Raw genomic sequence first — 21,179 nt, forward strand, 5'->3', positions numbered from 1 at the left:
GGGTCAGGACTCGAAGGTGGCGGCCAGTGCCTCGGCCAGCCCCGGGACCAGGCCCGCGCCGGTCAGCACCTCGTTCGGCGAGTCCTTCTCGCGCAGCCGCACGGCCGACTCACGGGCGCCGTCGCGGAGCACCGCCACGGTCATCCGGACCTCCTGACGGTCCGGATGGCGGGCCACCCACGCGGTCAGCCGGGCATCGTCGAGGTCGTCCGGCACGGAGGCCTCGGCGGACGGCGGCAGCATCAGCCGCTCCACCGTCATCGCACAGCCGACGACCGCGTCCGGCCAGGCGATCGTGGCGAGGAACTCGTCCAGCGCCGTACCGGCGGGCAGCTCCTCCTGCTCGATGGGGGTGAGGGCGGAAGCGTTCGTCGTGTCGCCGTCGAGCCCGAGCTGGGCGGCCAGGCCCGGCTCCTGGACCCGCAGCTGAGCGGTGTCGACCAGGGCGAACAGCCGGGCGGGCTGATCCCAGCCGAGCGTGGAGATGTACTCGTCGATTTCGAGCACGGCGACGGTCAGCGGACTGGCTGCCATCGGGGGGCCCGAGGGGGAAACGTTGGACATGGGCAACATCCTGCCTCCTTCCGCCCCGGGAACGGGAACTAGGTAAAGCGTCAGTAAGTTGCATAGGTGGGCTCTACGATCGCTGGGCCCGCTCCACACGACCGCGAACTTCGAGGTGCGCACGTTGGCTTTCCAGATGCCGGACCGCGGCGGAGGCCCGACCGGGCCACGGATCAGAGTCGGCCGCCCGTCCCGGCGCGCCCGAACCCTGCTCATGACACTGGGCGTCCTGGCGATTCTCGCCATGGCGTTCGTCATGTTCGCCGGGTTCTGGACGGACTGGCTCTGGTACAGGTCGGTCGCGTATTCGTCCGTCTTCACCACCACCCTGTGGACCAAGATCGGGCTGTTCCTCGTCTTCGGACTCCTGATGGCCCTGGCCATCGGCGTGAACATCTGGCTGGCGCACCGGCTCCGGCCGCCGCTGAGCGCGATGTCCCTGGAGCAGCAGAGCCTGGACCGCTACCGGATGACGCTCGCCCCGTACAAGAAGTGGGTGCTGCTCGCGATCACCGCGCTCGTCGGTCTGATCGCCGGAGCCTCCGCCTCCGGCCAGTGGCGCACATGGCTGCTGTACGTGAACGGCGTGTCGTTCGGCCAGAAGGACCCCCAGTTCCACCTGGACGTCTCCTTCTACGCCTTCGACCTGCCCTGGTACCGCTTCCTGCTGGGCTTCGGTTTCGCGGCCACGGTGCTCTCGCTGATCGCCGCCGCGCTGACCCACTACCTGTACGGCGGGCTGCGCATCACCAGCCCCGGCGCGCGGGCCACGGGAGCGGCCACCGGTCACCTCTCGGTGCTGCTCGGGATCTTCGTCTCGCTGAAGGCGGTGGCCTACTGGCTCGACCGCTACGGCCTGGCCGTGAAGTCCAGTGACTTCAAGGCCACGGACAACTGGACGGGTCTGCGCTACGTCGACGCCAACGCGTACCTGCCGGCGAAGACGATCCTGTTCTGCATCGCCGCGATCTGCGCGGTGCTGTTCTTCGCGACGCTCTGGCGCCGCACCTGGCAGCTTCCGGTGATCGGCTTCGGACTGATGGTCCTGTCCGCGATCCTGATCGGCGGGCTCTACCCGGCGATCGTCCAGAAGTTCCAGGTCCAGCCGAACGAGCAGGCCAAGGAAGCCCCGTTCATCCGGAAGAACATCGAGGCCACGCGCCAGGCGTACGCCATCGACGACGCCAAGGTCACGGACTACTCCGGCAAGTCCACCACCGACGACGAGGCGAAGCTCCGCGCGAGCGCGGACAGCGCCGCCAGCTACCGGGTCATGGACCCGAACGTCGTCTCCCCGGCCTTCCAGCAGCTCCAGCAGAAGAGGAACTACTACCAGTTCCCCAAGACGCTGGACGTCGACCGGTACAAGGACGAGAACGGCCGGGAGCAGGACACGGTCATCGGTCTGCGCGAGCTCAACCTCCAGGGCATCCCCAAGCGCAACTGGATCAACGACCACTTCACCTACACCCACGGCTACGGCGCCATCGCCGCCAAGGGAACCTCCACGGGCAAGAACCCGACGGGTTCGCCCGACTTCACCGAGTCCGGTCTGCCGACCACCGGTGAGCTGGGCGAGTACCAGCAGGAGATCTACTACGGCGAGAAGACCGAGCAGTACTCCATCGTCGGCGGGCCCCAGAAGGAGCTCGACTACGAGGACGACGGCGAGAAGACCACCAGCTACCAGGGCAAGAGCGGCGTCAGCCTCTCCAACGCGTTCAACCGCGCCGCCTACGCGGTGGCCTTCAGCGAGCCGCAGATCCTGTACTCGGGAGCCATCGGCGACGGTTCGCGGATCCTCTACAACCGCACGCCCAAGGAGCGCGTCGAGGCGGTCGCCCCGTGGCTGACCATCGACGGCGACGCCTACCCGGCCGTGGTGAACCACCGCATCCAGTGGGTGGTCGACGCCTACACCACGACCAACGGCTACCCGTACGCCTCGCGCACCACGCTCGGTGACACCACGGCCGACTCGCTGACCACCAACCAGCGCGCGGTCGTCGCCCAGCAGAACCAGGTCAACTACATCCGCAACTCGGTGAAGGCCACCGTCGACGCGTACGACGGCAAGGTCACGCTCTACGAGTGGGACACCGAGGACCCGGTCCTCAAGACCTGGCGCAAGGCCTTCCCGGGCACCGTGAAGCCCAAGGCGGACATTCCGCAGGACCTCATGGACCACCTGCGCTACCCGCAGGACCTGTTCAAGGTGCAGCGCGAACTGCTCACCCGCTACCACGTCACCAGCCCCGCGCAGTTCTACAGCGGCAGTGACGCCTGGCAGGTGCCGGACGACCCGACCAACAAGGAGTCGGGCTCCGTTCCGCCGTACTACCTGAGCATCAAGATGCCGGACCAGACGGATCAGAAGTTCTCGCTGACGACGACGTTCACCCCGAAGGGGCGGCCCGACCTGGGGGCGTTCATGGCGGTGGACGCGGATGCCGCCAGCAAGGACTACGGCACGATCAGACTGCTCAGAGTCACCTCCACGGTGAAGGGCCCGGGTCAGGTACAGAGTGAGCTCAACGGCAACGACGACGTCGCCGAGTTCGTGAGGAACCTGAAGGGCACCGACTCCGACATCGAGTACGGCAACCTGCTCACGGTGCCGCTCGAAGGGGGCTTCCTGTACATCGAGCCGGTGTACACGCGCGGTGGCACGCAGAACTACCCGTTGCTGCGCAAGGTGGCCGCCTCCTACGGTTCGAAGATCGTCTTCGAGAACAGCCTCGGGGAGGCGCTCAACGCGGTCTTCGGGGTGGAGGGCTCCGACACGGGCGAGCCGCCGGGTGACACCACGCGGCCGCCCAATGACACCACGCAGCCCCCGGCCACCGGGGACACCGCCCTGAAGAAGGCCATCGCCGACGCGCAGAAGGCCTACTCCGAGGGCGAGGCGGCCCTGAAGAAGCAGGACTGGGCGGCCTACGGCAAGGCCCAGGACGACCTCCAGGACGCACTGCAGAGGGCGGCCGCCGCGCAGCCCAAGGCCGGTGCGCAGGGGGCCGCGGACACGCCGAAGAAGCCGGCCGCCTCGGCGAGCGCCGACAGCGGCGGCTGAAAACCCGGTGAGGCTCCACCTCCGCGTCGTGATACGGTTTGAACACAACGACGCGGGGTGGAGCAGCTCGGTAGCTCGCTGGGCTCATAACCCAGAGGTCGCAGGTTCAAATCCTGTCCCCGCTACTGAATGACGAAGGCCCGGATCCTCCAGGGGATCCGGGCCTTCGTCATGTCGTGGTGACTTTTGTGTGCAGTCTGCGTGAAGTGCGGTTCATGTGACGCCAGTTGGGCACGAGCGTGTTTGACTTGTCTCCCTGTGGGCATGTCGACAAAACGCTGAAGTGACCTCACGCGCCGCGCTATACCAGGTGTACGCGGGTTGCAGGTGGTGGGACGATGGTATTTATGGGGGACAGGGCAACTCTGTTGGAGACAGGGCGGTTTGTGCAAAAGCACGTCCATCCGGCGGAAAAGGTGGCGGATGCGCGGTTTGCCGTTGCCGCCACGCAGTACAACGACCACATCGAAGCCTCCGAGACCGACGACCGCACCGAGACCGCCGAGACCGCGGAGAGTGCCGCGACCACAGAGAGTGCCACCACCGCCCCGACCGCCGACGCCGTGGAGGACGCCGATCGCGCGGACGGCGGGGCGAGCGAGGACAGCGCCGAGAACGAGGCGCGCCACCGCCGTGCCGCCGACGCCGGGGACACCACGTCCATGAGCGTGCTCGGCGCACTGCTGCTGCGCCGCGGGGACCTGAGCGGCGCCGAACCCTATCTGCGCGCGGCCACCGCCGACGGAGACCGCGCCGCCGCCAACAACCTGGGCGTCCTGCTGCACCAGCGCGGCTATCCGGACGAGGCGGCCGGCTGGTGGCGGATCGCCGCCGTCGCCGGTTCCGCCGCCGCCGCGCACGCGCTGGGCCGCCACTACCGTGAACGCGGGGACGAACCGGCCGCCGAGTACTGGCTGCGCCAGTCCGCCGAGCAGGGCCACGCGCTCGGGGCGTACGCCCTCGCCGACCTGCTGGAACACCGTAGCGACGTGGGCGCGGAGCGCTGGCTGCGCGCTGCCGCCGAGCAGGGTCACCGCGAGGCCGCCTACCGGCTCGCCCGGCTGCTGGAGCGCGGAGCCACCGACGACGCCTTCGGCCCCGGCCTCGGACCGCGCGGCGGCCGCGAGCGCTCCGCCGCGCGCCGCGACGACGGCCCGGTCGCCGGGCCCGAAGCGGGACGCGTGGGGGAGGCCGAGCAGTGGTACCGGCAGGCCGCCGCGCGGGGCCACCGCCGCGCCGCCCTGCACCTGGGCGCCATCCTCGAACAGCGCGCCGAGCCCAAGGAGGCCGGCCGCTGGTATCTGATGGCCGCCAAGGCCGGGGAGGCCCGTGCCGCCTGTGCGCTGGCCTTCCTGCTGCGGGACGCGGGAGACACCGAGAGCGCCGCCGTGTGGTGGCTGCGCGCCGCCCAGGACGGCGACGGCAACGCCGCCAACGCCCTCGGCGCGCTGCACGCGGCCCGCGGCGAACAGCAGACCGCCGAGCGCTGGTACCGCGCGGCGATGGATGCCGGCGACGTCAACGGCGCGTACAACCTCGGCCTGCTCTGCGCCGCCCAGGACCGCACGCCCCAGGCCGAGCAGTGGTACCGCCGTGCCGCGTACGCCGGCCACCGCGAGGCCGCCAACGCGCTGGCCGTGCTCCTGCTCCAGGCCGGGGACGCGACCGGGGCCGAACCCTGGTTCTCCAAGGCGGCCGAGGCGGGCAGCGTCGACGCCGCCTTCAACCTCGGCATCCTGCACGCCGGACGCGACGAGGACCGTACGGCGCTGCTCTGGTACGAGCGTGCCGCCGCGGCCGGGCACACCGAGGCCGCGCTCCAGGTCGGCATGGCCCTGCTGCACCACGGCGAGGAGCGCGAGGCCGAGCGTCATCTGCGCTGCGCGGCCGGGGGCGGCAGCGCCGAGGCCGCCTTCCGGCTGGCCGGGCTGCTCGACGCCCGGCAGCCCCCGCCCGGCCCGCCCGTCCTCGGTGAGCCGATGCCGCAGAAGAGCGAGTGCGAGGAGTGGTACGAGCGCGCGGCCGAGCAGGGGCACCGCCGCGCCCAGGTCCGCGTCGGCATGCTCGCCGCCGCGCGCGGGGACGTGGAGAGCGCCGGCCGCTGGTACCGGGAGGCCGCCGAGGCGGGCAGCCGCAACGGAGCCTTCAACCTCGGACTGCTCCTCGCCCGCGAGGGCAGCGAGCGCGAGGCCGCGCTCTGGTGGAGCCGGGCCGCCGCCGACGGCCACGGCCGGGCAGCGCTGCGACTGGCCCTGCTGGCCGCGCGGCGGGGCGAGCTGGCCGAGGGCCAGCGGTGGTGCGCGCGCGCCGTCGAGCTGGGCCCGGCCGAGGTCGCCGAGCGCGCGGCACGGCTGCGCGAGGCGCTGCACCAGGAGCTGACCGCTTGAGGGCCCGTCCGGGACCCCTCTCCGTGCGGGCCCCGGACCGGCCCACGTAAAGGAATTTGCGCTGGTCCGGGGCGTCACGTACTGTTGGGTTCACCGACGCGGGGTGGAGCAGCTCGGTAGCTCGCTGGGCTCATAACCCAGAGGTCGCAGGTTCAAATCCTGTCCCCGCTACTGAAGACAGAGGGCCGGGTCCTGAAAGGGACCCGGCCCTCTGTGCGTGTCCGCGTGCCGGCAGCCGGTCAGGGCCGGTGGCCGACCGCCTCCTCGTACAGGGACCGGTTCACGGCCCTGTCCTCCGGTACGGGCGCGCCCTCGGAGACGCCCGCGTCGGCGTACGCCCGCTGGAGCCGGTCCGTCGTCCCCTTGCGGATCTCCCAGTCCATCCGCAGGGACGGGGTGGACTTCAGGGTGGCCTCGTCGATCTTCATCAGCCGGGCCAGTTCGGTGACGAAGGCGGGGCTGGACTTGTAGTCACCGGCGAAGTAGGTGTTCACCGTGCGGATGTAGGCGCGGAGGAAGGCGACGCCGGCGTCCGGGTCCTTGTGCAGGAGGTTCGGGCCGAACAGCAGACCCCCCAGCGGTTCGCCGAGCGGCTGGCCGCCGAGGAAGGCGTACCGCTTGTCGCCGTCGACCTTCCGCCAGACCGGATCGAGCAGCCAGGCCGAGTCCACCCCGCCGTTGCGCAGTGCGGTGAGCACATCGGCGGAGCCCAACTGCTGGAAGCTGATCCGGTCCAGGCCGCCGCCGTGCTTCTTGAGAGAGGTGTCCATGGCGTACGCGATCACGGAGCCCTTGCCGATCATCGTGCCGAGCTTCCGTCCCGCCATGTCCACGTGGGCGGCGCTCTCGCCGTCCTTGAGGCGCACCCACAGTCCGCTCCTGGAGCCCGGGTCGGGGGAGAAGTTGCCGGCGACCCAGGCGATCGCGAAGCCGCCGTTGATGCCGTTCATCACGGCGGCCTCGGGGGCGGCCCACTGGGCGTCCACATCGCCCTTGGCGAGCAGCGGAAGGGCGTCCGGGGTGGGCAGCACCTTCAGCTCGACGTCCAGCCCCTCCTTCGCGAACTCGCCCTTGGCGACCGCGACCTGGAGGGGCGCCACGTACTCGGCGCTCAGCGTGCCGGTGGCCACGGTGATCTTCCGCTTCTTCGCCAGTGGCCGGGCGGCGGGCGCGCCCTTCTCGCAGCGGGCCGGTGCCCGGGTGGGGGAGAGGTCGGCGGGATCGGTCCAGCCCGTGGCGGAGCAGCCGGCCACGGGCGTCACGGTGCGGGGCGACGCGGCTGGGGCGGCACCGTCCGCGGGGTCGTTCGCGGCGCAGGCGGCCGCGCCGAGCAGGGACACCGCGACGAGCAGCGCGGTGCGGGCGAGGGCGTGTGGTGAAAGTAGCGCCGTCCGCCCGTAGGGCGGGCTCGGCGGCGTCCGGTGCGTGCGATCGCAAGGCGGAGGGTCGACCCGATACTGGATGTATCGGGGTGATCCCGACAACGCCGCGAGCGTGCGTGCCAGACGCCGCCGAGCAGGCGGGACTTTCACCACACGACCGAGGGAAGGACGTATGCGCACAGTGCCTCCGTACGGGGAGCGGGTGGAGCCGTTCACGACTGGCCGCGGCCGCGGTCGCGCGGGGCCCACGGGGTGAGCACCCGGCCCGCGATCCGCACCACTTCGGAGAAGACGACGCCGAGCACGGCGACGCAGACGATGCCGACGAACATCACGTCGTTGCGGAACAGGGCACGCGAGTCGAAGATCAGGTGCCCCAGTCCGTCGGCCGCCGCGATCTGCTCGGAGGCGACGATGACGAGGACCGCGACCCCGGCGGCGATACGGGCGCCGACCAGGACGGCCGGGAGCGAGGCGGGCAGCAGGATGTGCCGGAACATCTGCCAGGGCGAGGCGCCGAACACCTGCCCCGCGTCCCGGTGGCCGGACGGGACGGCGAGGACGGCCGCCATCGTCGAGATCCAGACGAAGAAGAAGACAGTGGCGGCGACCAGAGCGATCTGCGGCCCCTCGCCCAGACCGAACATATTGAGGAACACCGGCAGCAGGGCCAGCTTCGGGACCACGTAGAGGGCGTCGAGCAGCGGTTCCAGGGCGGCTCTGACCAGGGCGAGCGAGCCCATCAGCAGCCCGAGGGCGTAACCGGCGACGGTCCCGACGGCGTATCCGGCGAGGACCCGCTTGAGGGTGGCCCGGACATCGGGCCACAGCTCGCCGTCGCCCGCGCGGTCCCAGCCGTCCGCGAGGATGGTGGAGGGCGCCGGGTAGACGCGCGCGTCGATCCAGGACCGGGCGGCGGCCAACTGCCAGAGCAGGACGAGCGCCAGCGGCACGGCGATGGCGAGCGCCACCTCCAGGGTGCGGCGCCTGCGATGGGTGCGTACGGGATGCAGCTCCCGGGGGCCGGGGCGGCGGACCAGGAGCTGTTCGTCGCCGGGGGCGGACTTCACCGTGGCGCTCATGCCCGCACCGCCCCGGTGGTGACCTCGCCGCGCAGCAGCTCCCACAGTTCGCTCTTGAGCGCGGTGAACTCGGGCGCGGAGCGGACGGCACCGGTGCGCGGCCGGGCGAACGGCGGCCGGCGTTCGGCGATGATCCGCCCCGGCCGGGCGGACATCACCAGCACCCGGTCGCCGAGCACCAGGGCCTCCTCCAGGCTGTGGGTGATGAAGAGCGTGGTGGTGCGGGTGGTCTGGGTGAGCTCCAGCAGTTCGTCCTGGAGGATCGTGCGCAGCTGGGCGTCGAGCGCGGCGAAGGGCTCGTCCATCAGCAGCAGTTCGGGCTCCACGGCGAGCGCGCGGGCGATCGCCACCCGCTGGCGCATCCCTCCGGAGAGTTCGGCCGGGTAGGCATCGGCGAAGTCGGCCAGTCCCAGCCGGGCCAGCCAGTCGCGGGCCCGGCCGTCGGCCTCGCGGCGGGGCACACGCTGGACGTCGAGGCCGAAGCGGACATTGGCCAGGACGGTCTTCCAGTCGTGGATCCCGTAGTCCTGGAAGATCATCGCCGCCGGACGCGGTGAGGCCGTACGGATCGACAGCTCGCCGGCGCTGGGGCGCAGCAGTCCGGCGGCGATTCTCAGCAGGGTGGACTTGCCGCAGCCGGAGGGGCCGACGAGGCAGGTGAACTCGCCGGGTGCGACGTCGAGGTCGACGGGGCCGAGGGCGGCCAGCGCGCGGCTGCCGCGTCCGAAGGAGCGGGACAGGGCGCGGGCGCGCAGCTTGGGGGCGGTGGAAGGTGCGGCTGACGGGGGTGGGTTCGGGTGCGGGTCTCCCACAGGTCTCTCCTCGTACGGGTCGAGGTGCCCGGCCGTCCCGGGGGCGGCCGTGATCGCCGACGACGATATGACGGACCGTCAGATTCGGGAAGGGGGTGCGCGCCGGATCGCCGGAGGCGCGAGGGCGTGTTCTGGAAGTGGCGCCGTCCGCTCGTAGGGCGGGCTCGGTGGCGAGCGTGCTTGCCGGACGCCGCCGAGCGGGCGGGACTCTCGCAACACGCCCCAGGTCCGGGCGGACGTGCGACGCCCCCGCCGGAAGGCCGGCGGGGGCGTCGGTGAGCGGGGTGGTTCAGCCGGTCGCGGCGCAGCTCGGGCAGATGCCCCGGTACGTCACCTCGACGCCGGAGACGGTGAAGCCGAAGCGCTCGCCGTCCGGCAGATCGGCCAGCGGGTCGCCTGCGGGGTGCACGTCCCGGATCGCGCCGCACCGGCCGCACACCAGGTGGTGGTGGGGGCGGTGGGCGTTCGGGTCGTAGCGCTTGGCCCGGCGGTCGGTGGTGACCTCGACGACCTCGCCGAGGGTCACCATCTCGCCCAGCGTGTTGTAGACGGTGGCGCGGGAGATCTCGGGCAGTCGGGCGACGGCGCGGGCGTGGACCTCGTCGGCCGTCAGGTGCACATGGTCCCCGTCGAGGACCTCGGCCACGACGCGCCGCTGCGCCGTCATGCGCCAGCCGCGTCCGCGCAGTCGCTCAAGGAGGTCACTCATGCCCACCAGCCTAACAGTGGTGTGGACCAGGTTCTGAACTGGTGTGACTTTGGACCTCAGATTGACTTGGACTTAGTCCAATGTAGGATCGATTTCGCAGAAGGCAGGGACAGGCCGCGCACGCCACGACCGCATCGCGGGAGACCGGCGGGGCGCGGGATCGACGCAGGAGGCGCACGTGACACAGGGACCGCTCACCACGGAGGCCGGCGCACCGGTGGCCGACAACCAGAACAGCGAGACCGCCGGTGCCGGCGGCCCGGTCCTCGTCCAGGACCAGTCGCTGATGGAGAAGCTCGCCCACTTCAACCGGGAGCGCATCCCGGAGCGCGTGGTGCACGCCCGCGGCGCCGGCGCGTACGGCACGTTCACGCTGACCCGCGACGTCTCGCGGTGGACCCGGGCGAGGTTCCTCTCTGAGGTCGGCAAGCGGACCGAGACCTTCCTGCGGTTCTCCACCGTCGCGGGCAACCTGGGCTCCGCCGACGCGGTGCGCGACCCGCGCGGCTTCGCGCTGAAGTTCTACACCGAGGACGGCAACTACGACCTCGTCGGCAACAACACCCCGGTGTTCTTCATCAAGGACGCCATCAAGTTCCCCGACTTCATCCACACCCAGAAGCGCGACCCGTACACCGGCTCCCAGGAGGCGGACAACGTCTGGGACTTCTGGGGGCTCTCGCCCGAGTCGACCCACCAGGTGACCTGGCTCTTCGGCGACCGGGGCATTCCGGCGACGCTGCGCCACATGAACGGCTACGGCTCGCACACCTACCAGTGGAACAACGAGGCCGGCGAGGTCTTCTGGGTCAAGTACCACTTCAAGACCGACCAGGGCATCAAGAACCTCACCCAGGACGAGGCGAACAAGCTCGCCGGCGAGGACCCGGACAGCCACCAGCGGGATCTGCGCGAGGCGATCGAGCGCGGCGACTTCCCGTCCTGGACCGTGCAGGTCCAGATCATGCCGGCGGCCGAGGCGGCGACGTACCGCTTCAACCCGTTCGACCTCACCAAGGTGTGGCCGCACGCGGACTACCCGCCGATCGAGATCGGGAAGCTGGAGCTCAACCGCAACCCCGAGAACGTCTTCGCCGAGGTCGAGCAGTCGGTCTTCAGCCCGGCGCACTTCGTGCCCGGCATCGGCCCGTCCCCGGACAAGATGCTCCAGGGCCGTCTCTTCGCGTACGGCGACGCGCACCGCTACCGCGTCGGCATCAACGCCGACCACCTGCCGGTCAACCGCCCGCACGCCGCCGAGGCCCGGACCAACAGCCGGGACGGATACCTCTACGACGGCCGTCACGCGGGAGCGAAGAACTACGAGCCGAACAGCTTCGGCGGACCGGCCCAGACCGGCCGTCCGCTGTGGGAGTCCACCGCGGTCACGGGCGGCACCGGCACCCACGAGGCCCCGTCGCACGCCGAGGACGACGACTTCGTGCAGGCCGGGAACCTCTACCGGCTCTACTCCGAGGACGAGAAGGGCCGGCTGATCGACAACCTCGCGGGCTTCATCGCCAAGGTCTCGCGCGACGACATCGCCGAGCGCGCGATCGGCAACTTCCGCCGGGCCGACGCCGATTTCGGCAAGCGGCTGGAGGCCGCCGTCCGCGAGCGGCGCGGCTGACCGGAGCGGGTCTCAGCCCGCCAGCTCCACCGGACGGCGCCGGGCCGGCGTCCAGCAGCGGATGATGTCGCGCACCGAGACGATGCCGACCGGTCCGTCGCCGTCCAGCACGATCAGATGCCGGAAGCCGCCGTGCGTCATGGCCTCCGCCGCCTCCTCCAGGGTCCAGGTGGGGGCGGCGAAGACCACCTCGGTGGTGGTGTGGGCGGAGGCGGTCTCCGTATCGGGGTCCTGACCCGATCCGACCGCGTCGAGGATGTCGCGCTCGGTGAGGATGCCGAGGCCGCAGGTGTCGGGATCGTGCACCACGGCGGCTCCGATCCGGCGCGCCGACATCAGCCGGGCGGCGTGGCGCAGGGTGTGGGCCGGGCCGATGGTGAGGACCAGCGTGCTCATGGCGTCTCGGACGAGCATGGGGGAGCCACCTCCTTCGTGAAGCGGCCACGTGAGCCGATTCACAAGTTCACAAGTGGGGGGACTCTCAGAGTCGCACCGATACGGGGCGGCAACAAGGGGTGGTGAGAGACGTTCGAGGGGCGTGCGGTGGTGCGGCACGCCCCTCGAACGCCGTTCCGGCCCGGTCCGGGCGCGGCGCTCCCGTCAGTAGCGCTGGAATTGACACGGCAGTTTCCTGACCTGCCTTCACGTAAGCGATCAACGCTTTGACCTGGTGTGGAGTTGTTGGTGGTTGTCGGCGTCTGTCATCCCTGAGCATCGTCGGGCGGCCCAGCGACGGCCCAGTGTGTAGGGTGGCAAGCGTCCACCCTGGCGAAGGGGAGACATTAAACGGCCTGTGGAGTCTTTGTAAGTCCTTGGACGCTACGGCGGGCAAGGCTAAGGCTGTGAAGCAGGAAGGCCTGGTAAATCAGGTCACCCCAGCCGGGTGACCGGCTGGCGTGCTGAAAGGCGCGGCTGTAGGTCGAGATTGCGAAAGCCAAGCAGCGAGCGACCTTGCCCCTGATCATTGGTCGGGGGCATCTGCTTTTGAGGGATTGCGCGGCACCCTCAACCCACCACTCACCCCAGCTCCCATCCCGTCCGCCTTCGGCCCACACACCGTGGAGCGGGCGTGGTTCAGGGCGTCAAGGTGGAGCGCGCCACTGTACGAACGACCTTGACGCCCTGGGCCGCGACTGCTCGGCTCTGCCTGGGTCGAAGGTGGTCGGGATGGGAGCCCCACGACGCTCGCCACGCTCCGGCCGGCACTCGCGAACGGCGCCCCGTCCATCCCGGTGCCGGAGCGCCCCCGCCGGAGGCATCGTCTTGAAGCCGCGGGCTTGGTTCTCGTCTCATGCCCCTCGGGCCTACACAGCGGGCGCGCGTCGGCGGCGGCAGCGCCGAGCGGGCCGAAGGCAGGAGCGCGGGCGCAGCCAGAGCCGGGAAGCGCGCCCGGCGGAGCGGAGCGCAGCCGGGTGCCTTGATGAGGTAGAGAAACCCGTAACGGGCCTAGCTGAATCGACGGTTCGACGCGTTAGCGCTGCTTGCCAGGGCTCAGGGCCTGGGCGCGGGTGAGGATCGGATCGCCTGGCAGAGAGCGGGCGCTGGCTGGCCGCTGCGCCATCCATCCGGACTTCCGGTGAGCTGGAGATTCAGTCCGGACGTGTCGAAAGCCAAGGGACTCGTAATATTCATGCAACCGATGATTGGTGCGCCAAACGTCAATCCGAACCCACTGGCGTGCTTCACACTCCGCAACACTTGAGGCCCAATCGATTAGCCTTACCCCCAGACTCCTGCCTGCTGCCGCACGAGACACGATCAACTTATAGAGGTAAAATCCACTCTCCGGCTCGTCTTTTTCTCGCCAAAAGTCTCTATCGGCGGATCCTCGACTGATTGTAGCTAGGGTGGCCCCGCCCTCAACGACCACCCAAGTCCTGCCGTCGTCGATACTTTGGCGCCATTTTTCGATTGCCAATTCTCCTGTTTCGGAATCAGACCATTGATCAGTTCCTGTGAGAGGCAGCCATTTCTCAGCTTCAAGCCGGAGGGCTAGGAGGGCATCCACGTCATGCGCGCCCGCTGGGCGCAGATGCTCAGTCTGTGTCAACTTCATAGAGAATCTTGTGCCTGTCTCCGGGAAGGATGGTAACCATGCAGCGCAGGGCCGTTCCGTCCTCTCCGTAGCCCGTTCGCATGTGCTCGGCCACTGGAGTCGCGGTCGGAAGGTTCAGGTCTGATGCTTCTTTGAGCGTCGGCATTCGAACAGAAATCTCGTCTCTATACTTCACCTGAACCAAGCCGACGGAAGCTAGTACGCCTCCGGGGGCCGCGACGTCCCGAGGTTCCATCAATGGTGTGTTCTTCACCAGGTCTTGGGGAAAGTATGAGTCCGCAAGTGCGTATGGTCGATTGTCCACATACCTAATTCGCTTGCGTGCCACCGTCAGGCTCCCCGGCGGAAGTGTCAGAAGTTCGCGTACGCGTTTCGGTGGTTCGACGATTGATACGCTAATTTCCTGGCGGGGAGTCTTTCCTTCTTCGGTAATAGCGCTTGCCCATTGATCGCCTGCCGTTTTCCCCTCCACGGCATTCTCGTGCCGACTTCGGCTTTCCAGCGTTGACCAGTTCCAGAGGACCGGCGGGTATTCTTCGCGGACGAATTTCCCTTGGCCCCATCCGGTTACCACGAGCCCTTCTTCGATCAGGGCGCGGACGCCGGCGCGCACCGTCTCCCGGCTGTACCCGTACTCGTTGATGAGTTGAGACTCGCTCGGTAGTACGGCTCCAGGGGCGAGATCCCCCGACTCGATGCGGGTTCGGATGTCGCTCGCGATCTCCTGCGCCTTGGTCATCCCTCTAGGCACGATTGTCTCCTCTGCTCCAACTCCTCCATACAAGTTAGACGAGAAGGGTTGACGGCGCCAGGTCCCTGGGTAACCATCAGAGCGTCACTCCTCCAGACAGGCAGTACGAGGAGGAGTGGTCCCAGACATGGCAGGAGCGGCGCCCCTACCGCCAAGCAAGTGCGCCGCTCCCTATCCCCTGAGGGAGCTTCCATCATGCCTGCATCGCCCATCGCTTCGCAGTCCGTGAACGTCTCCGTGTCCCTGTCCGTCCCTGAGCCGGTCGGTCCGGCTGTGGCCCGGGTGCTCAGGGTCCGTTCCTGCCCGGCCTGCTGCGAGACGCAGTGCCTGGACCCGGCCGAGTGCCTGCACTTCCTGTCCAAGAACGCTTGGGACGACTGCGACTCCTGCACCGGTACCGGCTGGGCCGGGCAGGAATCGCCTTCCCTCTTCTGCGTGGACTGCGGGGGCTCCGGCCTCATGGAGTACACGGCCGCCTCCCTCAAGTCCGAGGACATCAGCGTTCGGGGCAAGGCCCGGCACGCCGCGCACATCGAGCGCCTGTCCGCCCTGGTCTCCGGTTCCGTGGCGGTGGCCGCGTGAGCTTCCCGGACGACGCCCTGCACGCGGCCGAGTGGGCGGACGAGAAGCGGGCCGAGGAGATCGGCATGTACCTCGACGCTCACGACGTCCGCCCCTACACCGAGTTCTTCACCGTGGTCGATGACGCCCACTACGCCGAGGAAGACCTGAAGGTCCGGGGCCTCTACCCGCCCATCGGGCACGGCTACCCGAAAGAGGCCAGCCGGTGACCGTCTTCCCCGTCGCCCCGGCCGAGGTCGCTCCTGCGGCTGCCTCGGTCGGGGTCGACCCCGTGACCCTGGCCGACCTCTTACGCGTCGCCAACGCCCCCGGCTTCGACCGCTGGCAGGAACAGGTCCGCCGCACCGGCGGCTGCTCCGACCCCATCCACCTGCAAGGCATGACCACCACCCGCGACACCCGGACCGGGCAGGTGCTCTATTCCTACAGCACCCAGGGCGAACCCGGCGGACGCCTCCGTGTCGCCTGCGGCAACCGACGCGCCTCCCGCTGCCCCTCCTGCGCCTGGACCTACGCCGGAGACACCTTCCACCTCATCCGCGCCGGACTCACCGGCGACATCAGCAAGGGCACCCCGGTCACGGTGCGCACGCACCCCAAGGTGTTCGCGACGCTCACCGCCCCCTCGTTCGGCCCGGTCCACAACCGGCCCTCCCGGGGTGTCTGCCGGTGCGGCACCGACCACCCCGAAACCTCCCCGCTCCTGGGCACGGCCCTGAACCCGGCCACGTACGACTACGCGGGCGCGGTGCTGTGGAACAACCACGCCGGAGACCTCTGGCGCCGCTTCACCATCTACCTTCGCCGCGAGATCGCCGCCCGCGCCGGCCTCTCCCAGAAAGCGGCGGCTGAGGTGTGCCGGGTCTCCTTCGGGAAGGTCGCGGAGTTCCAGAAGCGCGGCGCGGTCCACTTTCACGCCATCGTCCGACTCGACGGCCCCGACGGCCCCGACACCCCGCCCCCCGGCTGGGCCAGCACCACCCTGCTCACGGACGCGATCCAGGCGGCAGCCGCCCGCGCCACGCTCCCGCTCCCCGCCTCCGGCACCCACCCCGCCCGGACCCTCGCGTGGGGCACGCAGGTGGACGTACGGCCCATCGGCGCGGGCAGCGCGAACGAGGACCTGTCCGAAGAGGCGGTAGCCGCGTACGTGGCGAAGTACGCCACCAAAGCCGCCGAGACCACTGGCACGGTCGACCGCCGCATCGGAGAGCTGGGCGAGCTGGACCGGCTCACCGACCTGCCGGACCACGCCCGCCGTCTGATTGAAGCCTGCTACGCCCTGGACGACGCCTACCCCGACCGGATGCTGTGGCGCTGGGCCCACATGCTCGGCTTCCGGGGCCACTTCTCCACCAAGTCCCGCGCCTACTCCACCACCCTCGGCGCCCTGCGCCAGATCCGCGCCGACTACCGCGCCCGCCAGGAACGCCGCGAACGCGGACTGCCCGACCCCGACGACGCCCCGGAGGGCTCCACACTCACCCTCGCCCACTGGACCTACGCCGGACACGGCCACACCCCCGGCGAATCCTGGCTCGCCGCCACCATCGCCCGCGACCTACAGACCGGCCGCACCACCGCCCGCGAAGCACGCAACGAACTCGAAGCCCTGGACCACCAAGACGACGTGGAGGCATGGGCATGAGGCGACCGCTCCCTGACCGCTACCTGACCCCGCTCGACCTGGCCGACCTCCTGGGCGTCCCCGTCGAGACCGTCTACCAGTGGCGCCGCAAGGACACCGGACCCCGTGGCTTCCGCGTCGGCCGGCATCTGCGCTACGACCCTGAAGACGTCCGCGCCTGGGTCGCTACCCTCATGGACAAGGAAGCCGCCTGATGGCCGGACACATCCAAGACCGCTGGTACAAGACCCAACCCGGCCCGGCTGGCAAAACCGTCAGGGTCAAGACCGACCGCCACGGCACCGGCCTCCGCTACCGCGCCCGCTACATCGGCCCCGACGGAACCGAGAAGTCGAAGAGCTTCCCGGACAGGCAGAAGCGAGCCGCTGAGATGTGGCTCTCCGGGATCGAGGCGGACATGGCACGGGGGCAGTACATCGACCCGCAGGCTGGTCGGCTCACGGTGAGGCAGCACGCCGAACGTTGGTTGGCCTCGCTCACGATGGACCCGAGCACATTCGTGAGCACCGAGACTCGGATCCGTCTGCATGTCCTGCCCCACTTGGGCAGTCGATCGCTCGACTCGCTGCGGCCGATCCATATCCGTGAGTGGCTGAGGAAGCTCGAAGACGTAGGGCTGGCGCCCGCTTATCAGCGGGTCATCTTCGCGAACCTCAACGCGATGCTGGCGGCTGCTGTGGACGATCGTCTGATCCCGCACAACCCCTGCCGGTCGTCGTCCGTGAAGGCCCCGAAGCCTGAACCCCGCCGACTCGTGCCGTGGGGGTCTGAGCGCGTGATGGGGGTGCGTTCGGAGCTCCCGGAGAGGTACCGGGCCATGGTGGATTTGGCCGGCGGCTGTGGCATGCGTCAGGGGGAGGTGCTCGGTTTGGCCGCTGACGACGTGGACTTTGCCGAGGGTGTCGTTCACGTCGTTCGGCAGGTCAAGCTCATTGCCGGACGGCAGGTGTTCGCTCTGCCTAAAGGCGGCAAGACGCGCACGGTCCCCCTGCCTGAGACCGTCGCTCGCGCGATCGAGGCGCACATCGCGATGTTCCCGCCTGTGGCGGTGACGTTGCCGTGGCGGGCGGTCGACGGTTCGCCGTTCGCTGCATCGATCCTCTTCCGCAACGCCGAGGGGAACGCGGTGAACCGCACCACCTTCAACGAGAAGGCGTGGCATCCGGCTCTCGACAAGGCAGGCGTCCCGCGCGGCCGGGAGAATGGGATGCACGCGCTGAGGCACTTCTACGCGTCCGTTCTGCTCGACGCGGGGGAGAGCATCAAGGCGCTGTCAGAGTACTTGGGGCACCACGATCCGGGCTTCACGCTGCGGACGTACACGCACCTGATGCCCAGCAGCGAGAAGCGGACGCGGGAGGCGGTGAACCGGGCCTTCGAGAGCGGCCCGGACACCGATGACGGCCCACAGACGGCCCAGCGGGGCTGAGATGGCAGGAAACGTGCAGGTCAGCCCCTGGATAGCCTCAGTAGCGCTGGTTCAGATAACCCAGCAGCTCGCGGTGGAGCGTCCCGTTCGAGGCCGCCGCGTTCCCGCCGTGCGGGCCGTCCACGCCGTCGAGACCGGTGAACCGGCCGCCCGCCTCCTCCACGATGATCGCGTTGGCCGCCATGTCCCACAGCGACAGCTCGGGCTCCGCGCAGATGTCGACCGACCCCTCGGCGACCATCATGTACGGCCAGAAGTCGCCGTAGCCGCGCGTGCGCCAGCAGGCCCGCGTCAGATCCAGGAAGCCGTCGAGCCGGCCCTGCTCCTCCCAGCCGGTCAGCGAGGAGTACGCGAACGAGGCGTCCGCGATCCGCTCCACCCGGGAGACCCGGATCCGGCTCGCCGAGGTCAGACTGCGGCCGGTGAACGCGCCCGCGCCCTTCGCCGCCCACCAGCGCCGGTTCAGCGCCGGGGCCGACACCACGCCGACCACCGGCCGGAAGCCGTGCTCCCCGGCCTCCATCAGCGAGATGAGCGTCGCCCAGACGGGAACGCCGCGCACATAGTTCTTGGTGCCGTCGATCGGGTCGATCACCCAGCGGCGCGGGCCCGTCCCCTCGATCCCGTACTCCTCGCCGAGGATCGCGTCCCGCGGCCGTGCCCGCTGGAGATGGCCGCGGATCAGCTCCTCGGCGGCCTTGTCGGCCTCGCTCACCGGCGTCATGTCCGGCTTGGTCTCGACCTTGAGGTCCAGCGCCTTGAACCGGTCCATCGTCGCGGCGTCGGCGGCGTCCGCCAGCACATGGGCGAGGCGCAGATCATCGTGGTAATCGGGCATGCGGTCACAGTATCCACCGCCGCCGGGGCGAGCCACAGGGCCCCGGAGGGCCGCGAGGACCCTTGACAGCACCGGAGACCCGCTCAAATCTGAAACCGGGATCCCTGGGGCTTCGGGTGCATGGCGGTCCGGGAGGCGACGATGCCGACGGCGCGGGAGGCACTGCTGGACGCCGCGCACGCGGCGCTGTCCGCCCGGCCCTGGCCCGCCGTGCGCATGGTCGACGTGTCCGCCGCCGCCGGGGTCTCCCGGCAGACCCTCCACAACGAGTTCGGCGGCAAGGACGGACTGGCCGCCGCCCTCGTCGCGGGCGCCGCCGCCCGCTATCTCACCGGCGCCGAACGCGCCCTGGCGTCCCCCGGCTCCCCCGGCGACCGGCTGGCCGCCCTCGCCGCCTGGACGGTCCGCGCCACCCGGGCCGACGCCCTGGTCGCGGCCCTGCTCACCGGCCACTGGGACGCGCGCCTGCCGCGACCCGCCGCCCTGTCCCGGCACTCGCCGCCCCGGGCCCGCCCCCGCACCGGCGCAGGTCCTCCGACCCCCGGCGAACTCCTCGGTCGGGTCCGTGACCGGGCCGTCGCCGTACTCACCGCCGGACATCCCGCAGGCGATCCGGTCGCCACCGCCGTGACCTGCGAACTCGCCCTGCGTCTCGCGCTCTCCTACGCCCTGGTGCCTCCGCCCCCGGGGCTGCCGGGGGACGGGATGCCGCTGGTGCGGGACGTGGTGGACCGGCTGCCGGACGTGGCCGCCTGAGCGGGGCGCGGCGGACGGATCAGTGGGACGAGCCGGAGAGCTGGAGCCCGATGACCCCGAGGATGACCAGCGAGATCGACACCAGTTTGAGCGTGGAGACCACGTCGTTCAGGAAGATCATGCCGTAGATCGCGGTCCCCGCCGCGCCGATCCCGGTCCACACCGCGTACGCCGGCCCCACGTCGAGCTTCTTCAGCGAGAGGGTAAGCAGGCCGAAGCTCCCCAGGGCGAACACGGCGAAGGCGATGGTCGGCCAGAGCCGGGTGAAGCCGTGCGAGAGCTTGAGGCAGACGGCGAAGCCGGTCTCCAGAAGTCCCGCGACCACGACCAGCAGCCACGCCATCGTCAGTGCCCTCCCACGTCGGTGGCCGCCCAGGGCCATGGGCGTGATTATGCACTTACCGGTCGCGGGTGATCGCAAACGTCGCCCGCCCGGTCACCGCGCGTCGCCCGCCGGGCAGCCGCTCAGTCGCCCTCGCGCCGCTCCCGGGTGTCCAGCAGCCGCCGGAGCGAGTCCAACCGCGCCGGATCCGCGTGCCCGGCCGCCACCCAGGCGTCCAGTGCGCATTCCGGTTGCCGGCTGTCGTGGGTGCAGCCGCGCGGGCACTCCTCGGCGCCGGGCTGGAGGTCGGGGAAGGCGTTGATGACCCGCGAGGGGTCGATGTGGTTCAGCCCGAAGGACCGGACCCCGGGGGTGTCGATCACCCAGCCCCGGTAGTCCGGCAGCGGCAGGGCGAGCGCCGACGTGGTGGTGTGCCGGCCCCGGCCGGTGACCGCGTTGACGACCCCGGTGGTACGCCGCCTGTCCTTCGGCACGAGCGCGTTGACCAGGGTGGTCTTGCCGACACCGGAGTGGCCGACGAAGGCGGTGACCCGGTCGTTCAGCTGCTCGCGGACCCGGTCCGCGGCGTCCCCGTTCTCCAGTTCCTCGCGGCTGGTCACGATGAACGGCACGCCCAGCGGGGTGTACGCCTCCAGGAGCTTCTCCGGGGAGGCCAGATCGGACTTGGTCAGCACGAGCAGCGGCGAGAGCCCGCCGTCGTACGCCGCCACCAGACAGCGGTCGATCATGCGCGGGCGGGGTTCCGGATCGGCCAGCGCCGTGACGATGGCCAGCTGGTCGGCATTGGCCACGACCACGCGCTCGAAGGGGTCGTCGTCGTCCGCGGTCCGGCGCAGCACCGAGCGGCGCTCACCGATCCGGACGATCCGCGCCAGGGTGTCCTTGTCGCCGGAGAGGTCGCCGACCAGGGAGACGGTGTCACCGACGACCGCCGCCTTGCGGCCGAGCTCGCGGGCCTTCATCGCCATGACCGTGCGGCCGTCGACCAGGCAGGTGAGCCGCCCGCGGTCCACGGTCAGGACCATGCCGTCCTCGGCATCCTCGTGCTTGGGCCGGATGTTGGTCCGCGGCCGGTTGCCCTTGCGGTTGGGGCGGACGCGGACGTCGTCCTCGTCGGGGTTCTTGCCGTAGCGGCGCATG

The 21,179-nt window shown here is 70.2% G+C and carries 20 protein-coding genes and 2 tRNA genes; 11 read left to right on the forward strand and 11 right to left on the reverse strand.

All coding sequences use genetic code 11. The features are described 5' to 3' along the window. Positions 1–3: 3 nt before the first annotated feature. A complete protein-coding gene (locus ACFVDM_RS08350) occupies positions 4–573 on the reverse strand; it encodes a PPA1309 family protein (RefSeq protein WP_383634767.1) in 570 nt (189 codons plus the stop codon). A gap of 127 nt (positions 574–700) precedes the next feature. Between ACFVDM_RS08350 and ACFVDM_RS08355 the strand changes: the two genes are divergently transcribed. From ACFVDM_RS08355 to ACFVDM_RS08370, 4 genes are all read left to right on the forward strand, one after another. Beyond that, a complete protein-coding gene (locus ACFVDM_RS08355) occupies positions 701–3,634 on the forward strand; it encodes a UPF0182 family protein (protein WP_383635414.1) in 2,934 nt (977 codons plus the stop codon). A 51-nt stretch (positions 3,635–3,685) separates the two neighbouring features. Continuing rightward, positions 3,686–3,759, forward strand: a tRNA-Met gene (locus ACFVDM_RS08360). A 213-nt stretch (positions 3,760–3,972) separates the two neighbouring features. Beyond that, positions 3,973–6,021, forward strand: a complete 2,049-nt coding sequence (locus ACFVDM_RS08365; protein ID WP_383634769.1) for a sel1 repeat family protein — start codon at positions 3,973–3,975, stop codon at positions 6,019–6,021. A 97-nt stretch (positions 6,022–6,118) separates the two neighbouring features. Continuing rightward, a tRNA-Met gene (locus ACFVDM_RS08370) sits at positions 6,119–6,192 on the forward strand. Between the two features lie 68 nt (positions 6,193–6,260). On the opposite strand, the gene ACFVDM_RS08375 is transcribed toward ACFVDM_RS08370, so the two are convergent. From ACFVDM_RS08375 to ACFVDM_RS08390, 4 genes are all read right to left on the reverse strand, one after another. Continuing rightward, complete coding sequence (locus ACFVDM_RS08375) at positions 6,261–7,355, reverse strand: ABC transporter substrate-binding protein (protein WP_383635417.1); 1,095 nt, start codon at positions 7,353–7,355, stop codon at positions 6,261–6,263. Between the two features lie 260 nt (positions 7,356–7,615). Then, positions 7,616–8,485, reverse strand: coding sequence for an ABC transporter permease (locus ACFVDM_RS08380; protein WP_383634771.1), 870 nt, complete (start codon positions 8,483–8,485; stop codon positions 7,616–7,618). After that, positions 8,482–9,297 carry an ABC transporter ATP-binding protein gene (locus ACFVDM_RS08385; protein ID WP_383634773.1) on the reverse strand — a complete coding sequence of 272 codons (816 nt, stop codon included), beginning with the start codon at positions 9,295–9,297 and terminating at the stop codon, positions 8,482–8,484. The genes ACFVDM_RS08380 and ACFVDM_RS08385 overlap by 4 nt, the downstream gene beginning before the upstream one ends. Before the next feature lie 289 nt (positions 9,298–9,586). Beyond that, positions 9,587–10,006, reverse strand: coding sequence for a Fur family transcriptional regulator (locus tag ACFVDM_RS08390; protein ID WP_383634775.1), 420 nt, complete (start codon positions 10,004–10,006; stop codon positions 9,587–9,589). A 178-nt stretch (positions 10,007–10,184) separates the two neighbouring features. On the opposite strand from ACFVDM_RS08390, the gene ACFVDM_RS08395 reads away from it, so the two are divergent. Beyond that, the gene (locus ACFVDM_RS08395; RefSeq protein ID WP_383634777.1) at positions 10,185–11,636 is read left to right on the forward strand and encodes a catalase; all 1,452 of its coding nucleotides are present in this window, start codon (positions 10,185–10,187) and stop codon (positions 11,634–11,636) included. Positions 11,637–11,648: 12 nt separating this feature from the next. Here ACFVDM_RS08395 and ACFVDM_RS08400 read toward each other — a convergent pair whose 3' ends face one another. The 3 genes from ACFVDM_RS08400 to ACFVDM_RS08410 form a co-directional block, all read right to left on the reverse strand. Further along, positions 11,649–12,050, reverse strand: a complete 402-nt coding sequence (locus ACFVDM_RS08400) for a cyclic nucleotide-binding/CBS domain-containing protein (protein ID WP_383634779.1) — start codon at positions 12,048–12,050, stop codon at positions 11,649–11,651. Between the two features lie 1,057 nt (positions 12,051–13,107). Further along, positions 13,108–13,692, reverse strand: coding sequence for a GNAT family N-acetyltransferase (locus ACFVDM_RS08405; protein WP_383634781.1), 585 nt, complete (start codon positions 13,690–13,692; stop codon positions 13,108–13,110). After that, the gene (locus tag ACFVDM_RS08410) at positions 13,673–14,431 is read right to left on the reverse strand and encodes a GntR family transcriptional regulator (protein ID WP_383634783.1); all 759 of its coding nucleotides are present in this window, start codon (positions 14,429–14,431) and stop codon (positions 13,673–13,675) included. The genes ACFVDM_RS08405 and ACFVDM_RS08410 overlap by 20 nt, the downstream gene beginning before the upstream one ends. A 207-nt stretch (positions 14,432–14,638) precedes the next feature. Between ACFVDM_RS08410 and ACFVDM_RS08415 the strand changes: the two genes are divergently transcribed. From ACFVDM_RS08415 to ACFVDM_RS08435, 5 genes are read left to right on the forward strand one after another with little or no spacing between them, the layout of a single operon-like run. Beyond that, positions 14,639–15,025, forward strand: a complete 387-nt coding sequence (locus tag ACFVDM_RS08415; RefSeq protein WP_383634785.1) for a hypothetical protein — start codon at positions 14,639–14,641, stop codon at positions 15,023–15,025. Next, positions 15,022–15,234 carry a hypothetical protein gene (locus tag ACFVDM_RS08420; RefSeq protein ID WP_383634787.1) on the forward strand — a complete coding sequence of 71 codons (213 nt, stop codon included), beginning with the start codon at positions 15,022–15,024 and terminating at the stop codon, positions 15,232–15,234. Before ACFVDM_RS08415 ends, ACFVDM_RS08420 begins: the two co-directional genes overlap by 4 nt. Beyond that, the gene (gene repSA, locus ACFVDM_RS08425) at positions 15,231–16,673 is read left to right on the forward strand and encodes a replication initiator protein RepSA (protein WP_383634789.1); all 1,443 of its coding nucleotides are present in this window, start codon (positions 15,231–15,233) and stop codon (positions 16,671–16,673) included. The genes ACFVDM_RS08420 and repSA overlap by 4 nt, the downstream gene beginning before the upstream one ends. Beyond that, on the forward strand, positions 16,670–16,867 hold the full coding sequence (locus tag ACFVDM_RS08430) for an AlpA family transcriptional regulator (RefSeq protein ID WP_007457675.1): 198 nt from the start codon (positions 16,670–16,672) through the stop codon (positions 16,865–16,867). Before repSA ends, ACFVDM_RS08430 begins: the two co-directional genes overlap by 4 nt. Next, on the forward strand, positions 16,867–18,102 hold the full coding sequence (locus ACFVDM_RS08435; protein WP_383634791.1) for a tyrosine-type recombinase/integrase: 1,236 nt from the start codon (positions 16,867–16,869) through the stop codon (positions 18,100–18,102). The genes ACFVDM_RS08430 and ACFVDM_RS08435 overlap by 1 nt, the downstream gene beginning before the upstream one ends. Positions 18,103–18,139: 37 nt before the next feature. Here ACFVDM_RS08435 and hisN read toward each other — a convergent pair whose 3' ends face one another. Next, positions 18,140–18,940, reverse strand: a complete 801-nt coding sequence (gene hisN, locus ACFVDM_RS08440; RefSeq protein WP_383634793.1) for a histidinol-phosphatase — start codon at positions 18,938–18,940, stop codon at positions 18,140–18,142. 141 nt (positions 18,941–19,081) lie between these two features. Here hisN and ACFVDM_RS08445 point away from each other — a divergent pair, with 141 nt between their 5' ends. Continuing rightward, positions 19,082–19,696, forward strand: a complete 615-nt coding sequence (locus tag ACFVDM_RS08445; protein WP_383634795.1) for a TetR family transcriptional regulator — start codon at positions 19,082–19,084, stop codon at positions 19,694–19,696. 19 nt (positions 19,697–19,715) lie between these two features. On the opposite strand, the gene ACFVDM_RS08450 is transcribed toward ACFVDM_RS08445, so the two are convergent. Then, positions 19,716–20,039, reverse strand: coding sequence for a DMT family transporter (locus ACFVDM_RS08450; RefSeq protein ID WP_383635420.1), 324 nt, complete (start codon positions 20,037–20,039; stop codon positions 19,716–19,718). A gap of 122 nt (positions 20,040–20,161) precedes the next feature. Continuing rightward, positions 20,162–21,178 (reverse strand): ribosome small subunit-dependent GTPase A, encoded by a 1,017-nt coding sequence (gene rsgA / locus ACFVDM_RS08455; protein ID WP_383634797.1) that lies wholly within the window; start codon positions 21,176–21,178, stop codon positions 20,162–20,164. Position 21,179: the final 1 nt, after the last annotated feature.

It is taken from the genome of Streptomyces sp. NPDC057682 (assembly GCF_042799575.1).
Classification (GTDB): domain Bacteria; phylum Actinomycetota; class Actinomycetes; order Streptomycetales; family Streptomycetaceae; genus Streptomyces.

Excerpts from the sequence above, each read along its gene's own strand:
- ACFVDM_RS08415 (WP_383634785.1), top strand. The coding sequence starts at position 14,639 with ATGCCTGCATCGCCCATCGCTTCGCAGTCCGTGAACGTCTCCGTGTCC.
- rsgA (WP_383634797.1), bottom strand. The coding sequence starts at position 21,178 with ATGCGCCGCTACGGCAAGAACCCCGACGAGGACGACGTCCGCGTCCGC.
- ACFVDM_RS08365 (WP_383634769.1), top strand. The coding sequence starts at position 3,973 with ATGGTATTTATGGGGGACAGGGCAACTCTGTTGGAGACAGGGCGGTTT.
- ACFVDM_RS08400 (WP_383634779.1), bottom strand. The coding sequence starts at position 12,050 with ATGCTCGTCCGAGACGCCATGAGCACGCTGGTCCTCACCATCGGCCCG.
- ACFVDM_RS08410 (WP_383634783.1), bottom strand. The coding sequence starts at position 14,431 with ATGACCAAGGCGCAGGAGATCGCGAGCGACATCCGAACCCGCATCGAG.
- ACFVDM_RS08350 (WP_383634767.1), bottom strand. The coding sequence starts at position 573 with ATGTTGCCCATGTCCAACGTTTCCCCCTCGGGCCCCCCGATGGCAGCC.
- ACFVDM_RS08445 (WP_383634795.1), top strand. The coding sequence starts at position 19,082 with ATGCCGACGGCGCGGGAGGCACTGCTGGACGCCGCGCACGCGGCGCTG.
- ACFVDM_RS08390 (WP_383634775.1), bottom strand. The coding sequence starts at position 10,006 with ATGAGTGACCTCCTTGAGCGACTGCGCGGACGCGGCTGGCGCATGACG.
- ACFVDM_RS08380 (WP_383634771.1), bottom strand. The coding sequence starts at position 8,485 with ATGAGCGCCACGGTGAAGTCCGCCCCCGGCGACGAACAGCTCCTGGTC.
- ACFVDM_RS08435 (WP_383634791.1), top strand. The coding sequence starts at position 16,867 with ATGGCCGGACACATCCAAGACCGCTGGTACAAGACCCAACCCGGCCCG.
- ACFVDM_RS08355 (WP_383635414.1), top strand. The coding sequence starts at position 701 with ATGCCGGACCGCGGCGGAGGCCCGACCGGGCCACGGATCAGAGTCGGC.
- ACFVDM_RS08405 (WP_383634781.1), bottom strand. The coding sequence starts at position 13,692 with ATGAAGTTGACACAGACTGAGCATCTGCGCCCAGCGGGCGCGCATGAC.
- ACFVDM_RS08450 (WP_383635420.1), bottom strand. The coding sequence starts at position 20,039 with ATGGCGTGGCTGCTGGTCGTGGTCGCGGGACTTCTGGAGACCGGCTTC.
- hisN (WP_383634793.1), bottom strand. The coding sequence starts at position 18,940 with ATGCCCGATTACCACGATGATCTGCGCCTCGCCCATGTGCTGGCGGAC.
- ACFVDM_RS08430 (WP_007457675.1), top strand. The coding sequence starts at position 16,670 with ATGAGGCGACCGCTCCCTGACCGCTACCTGACCCCGCTCGACCTGGCC.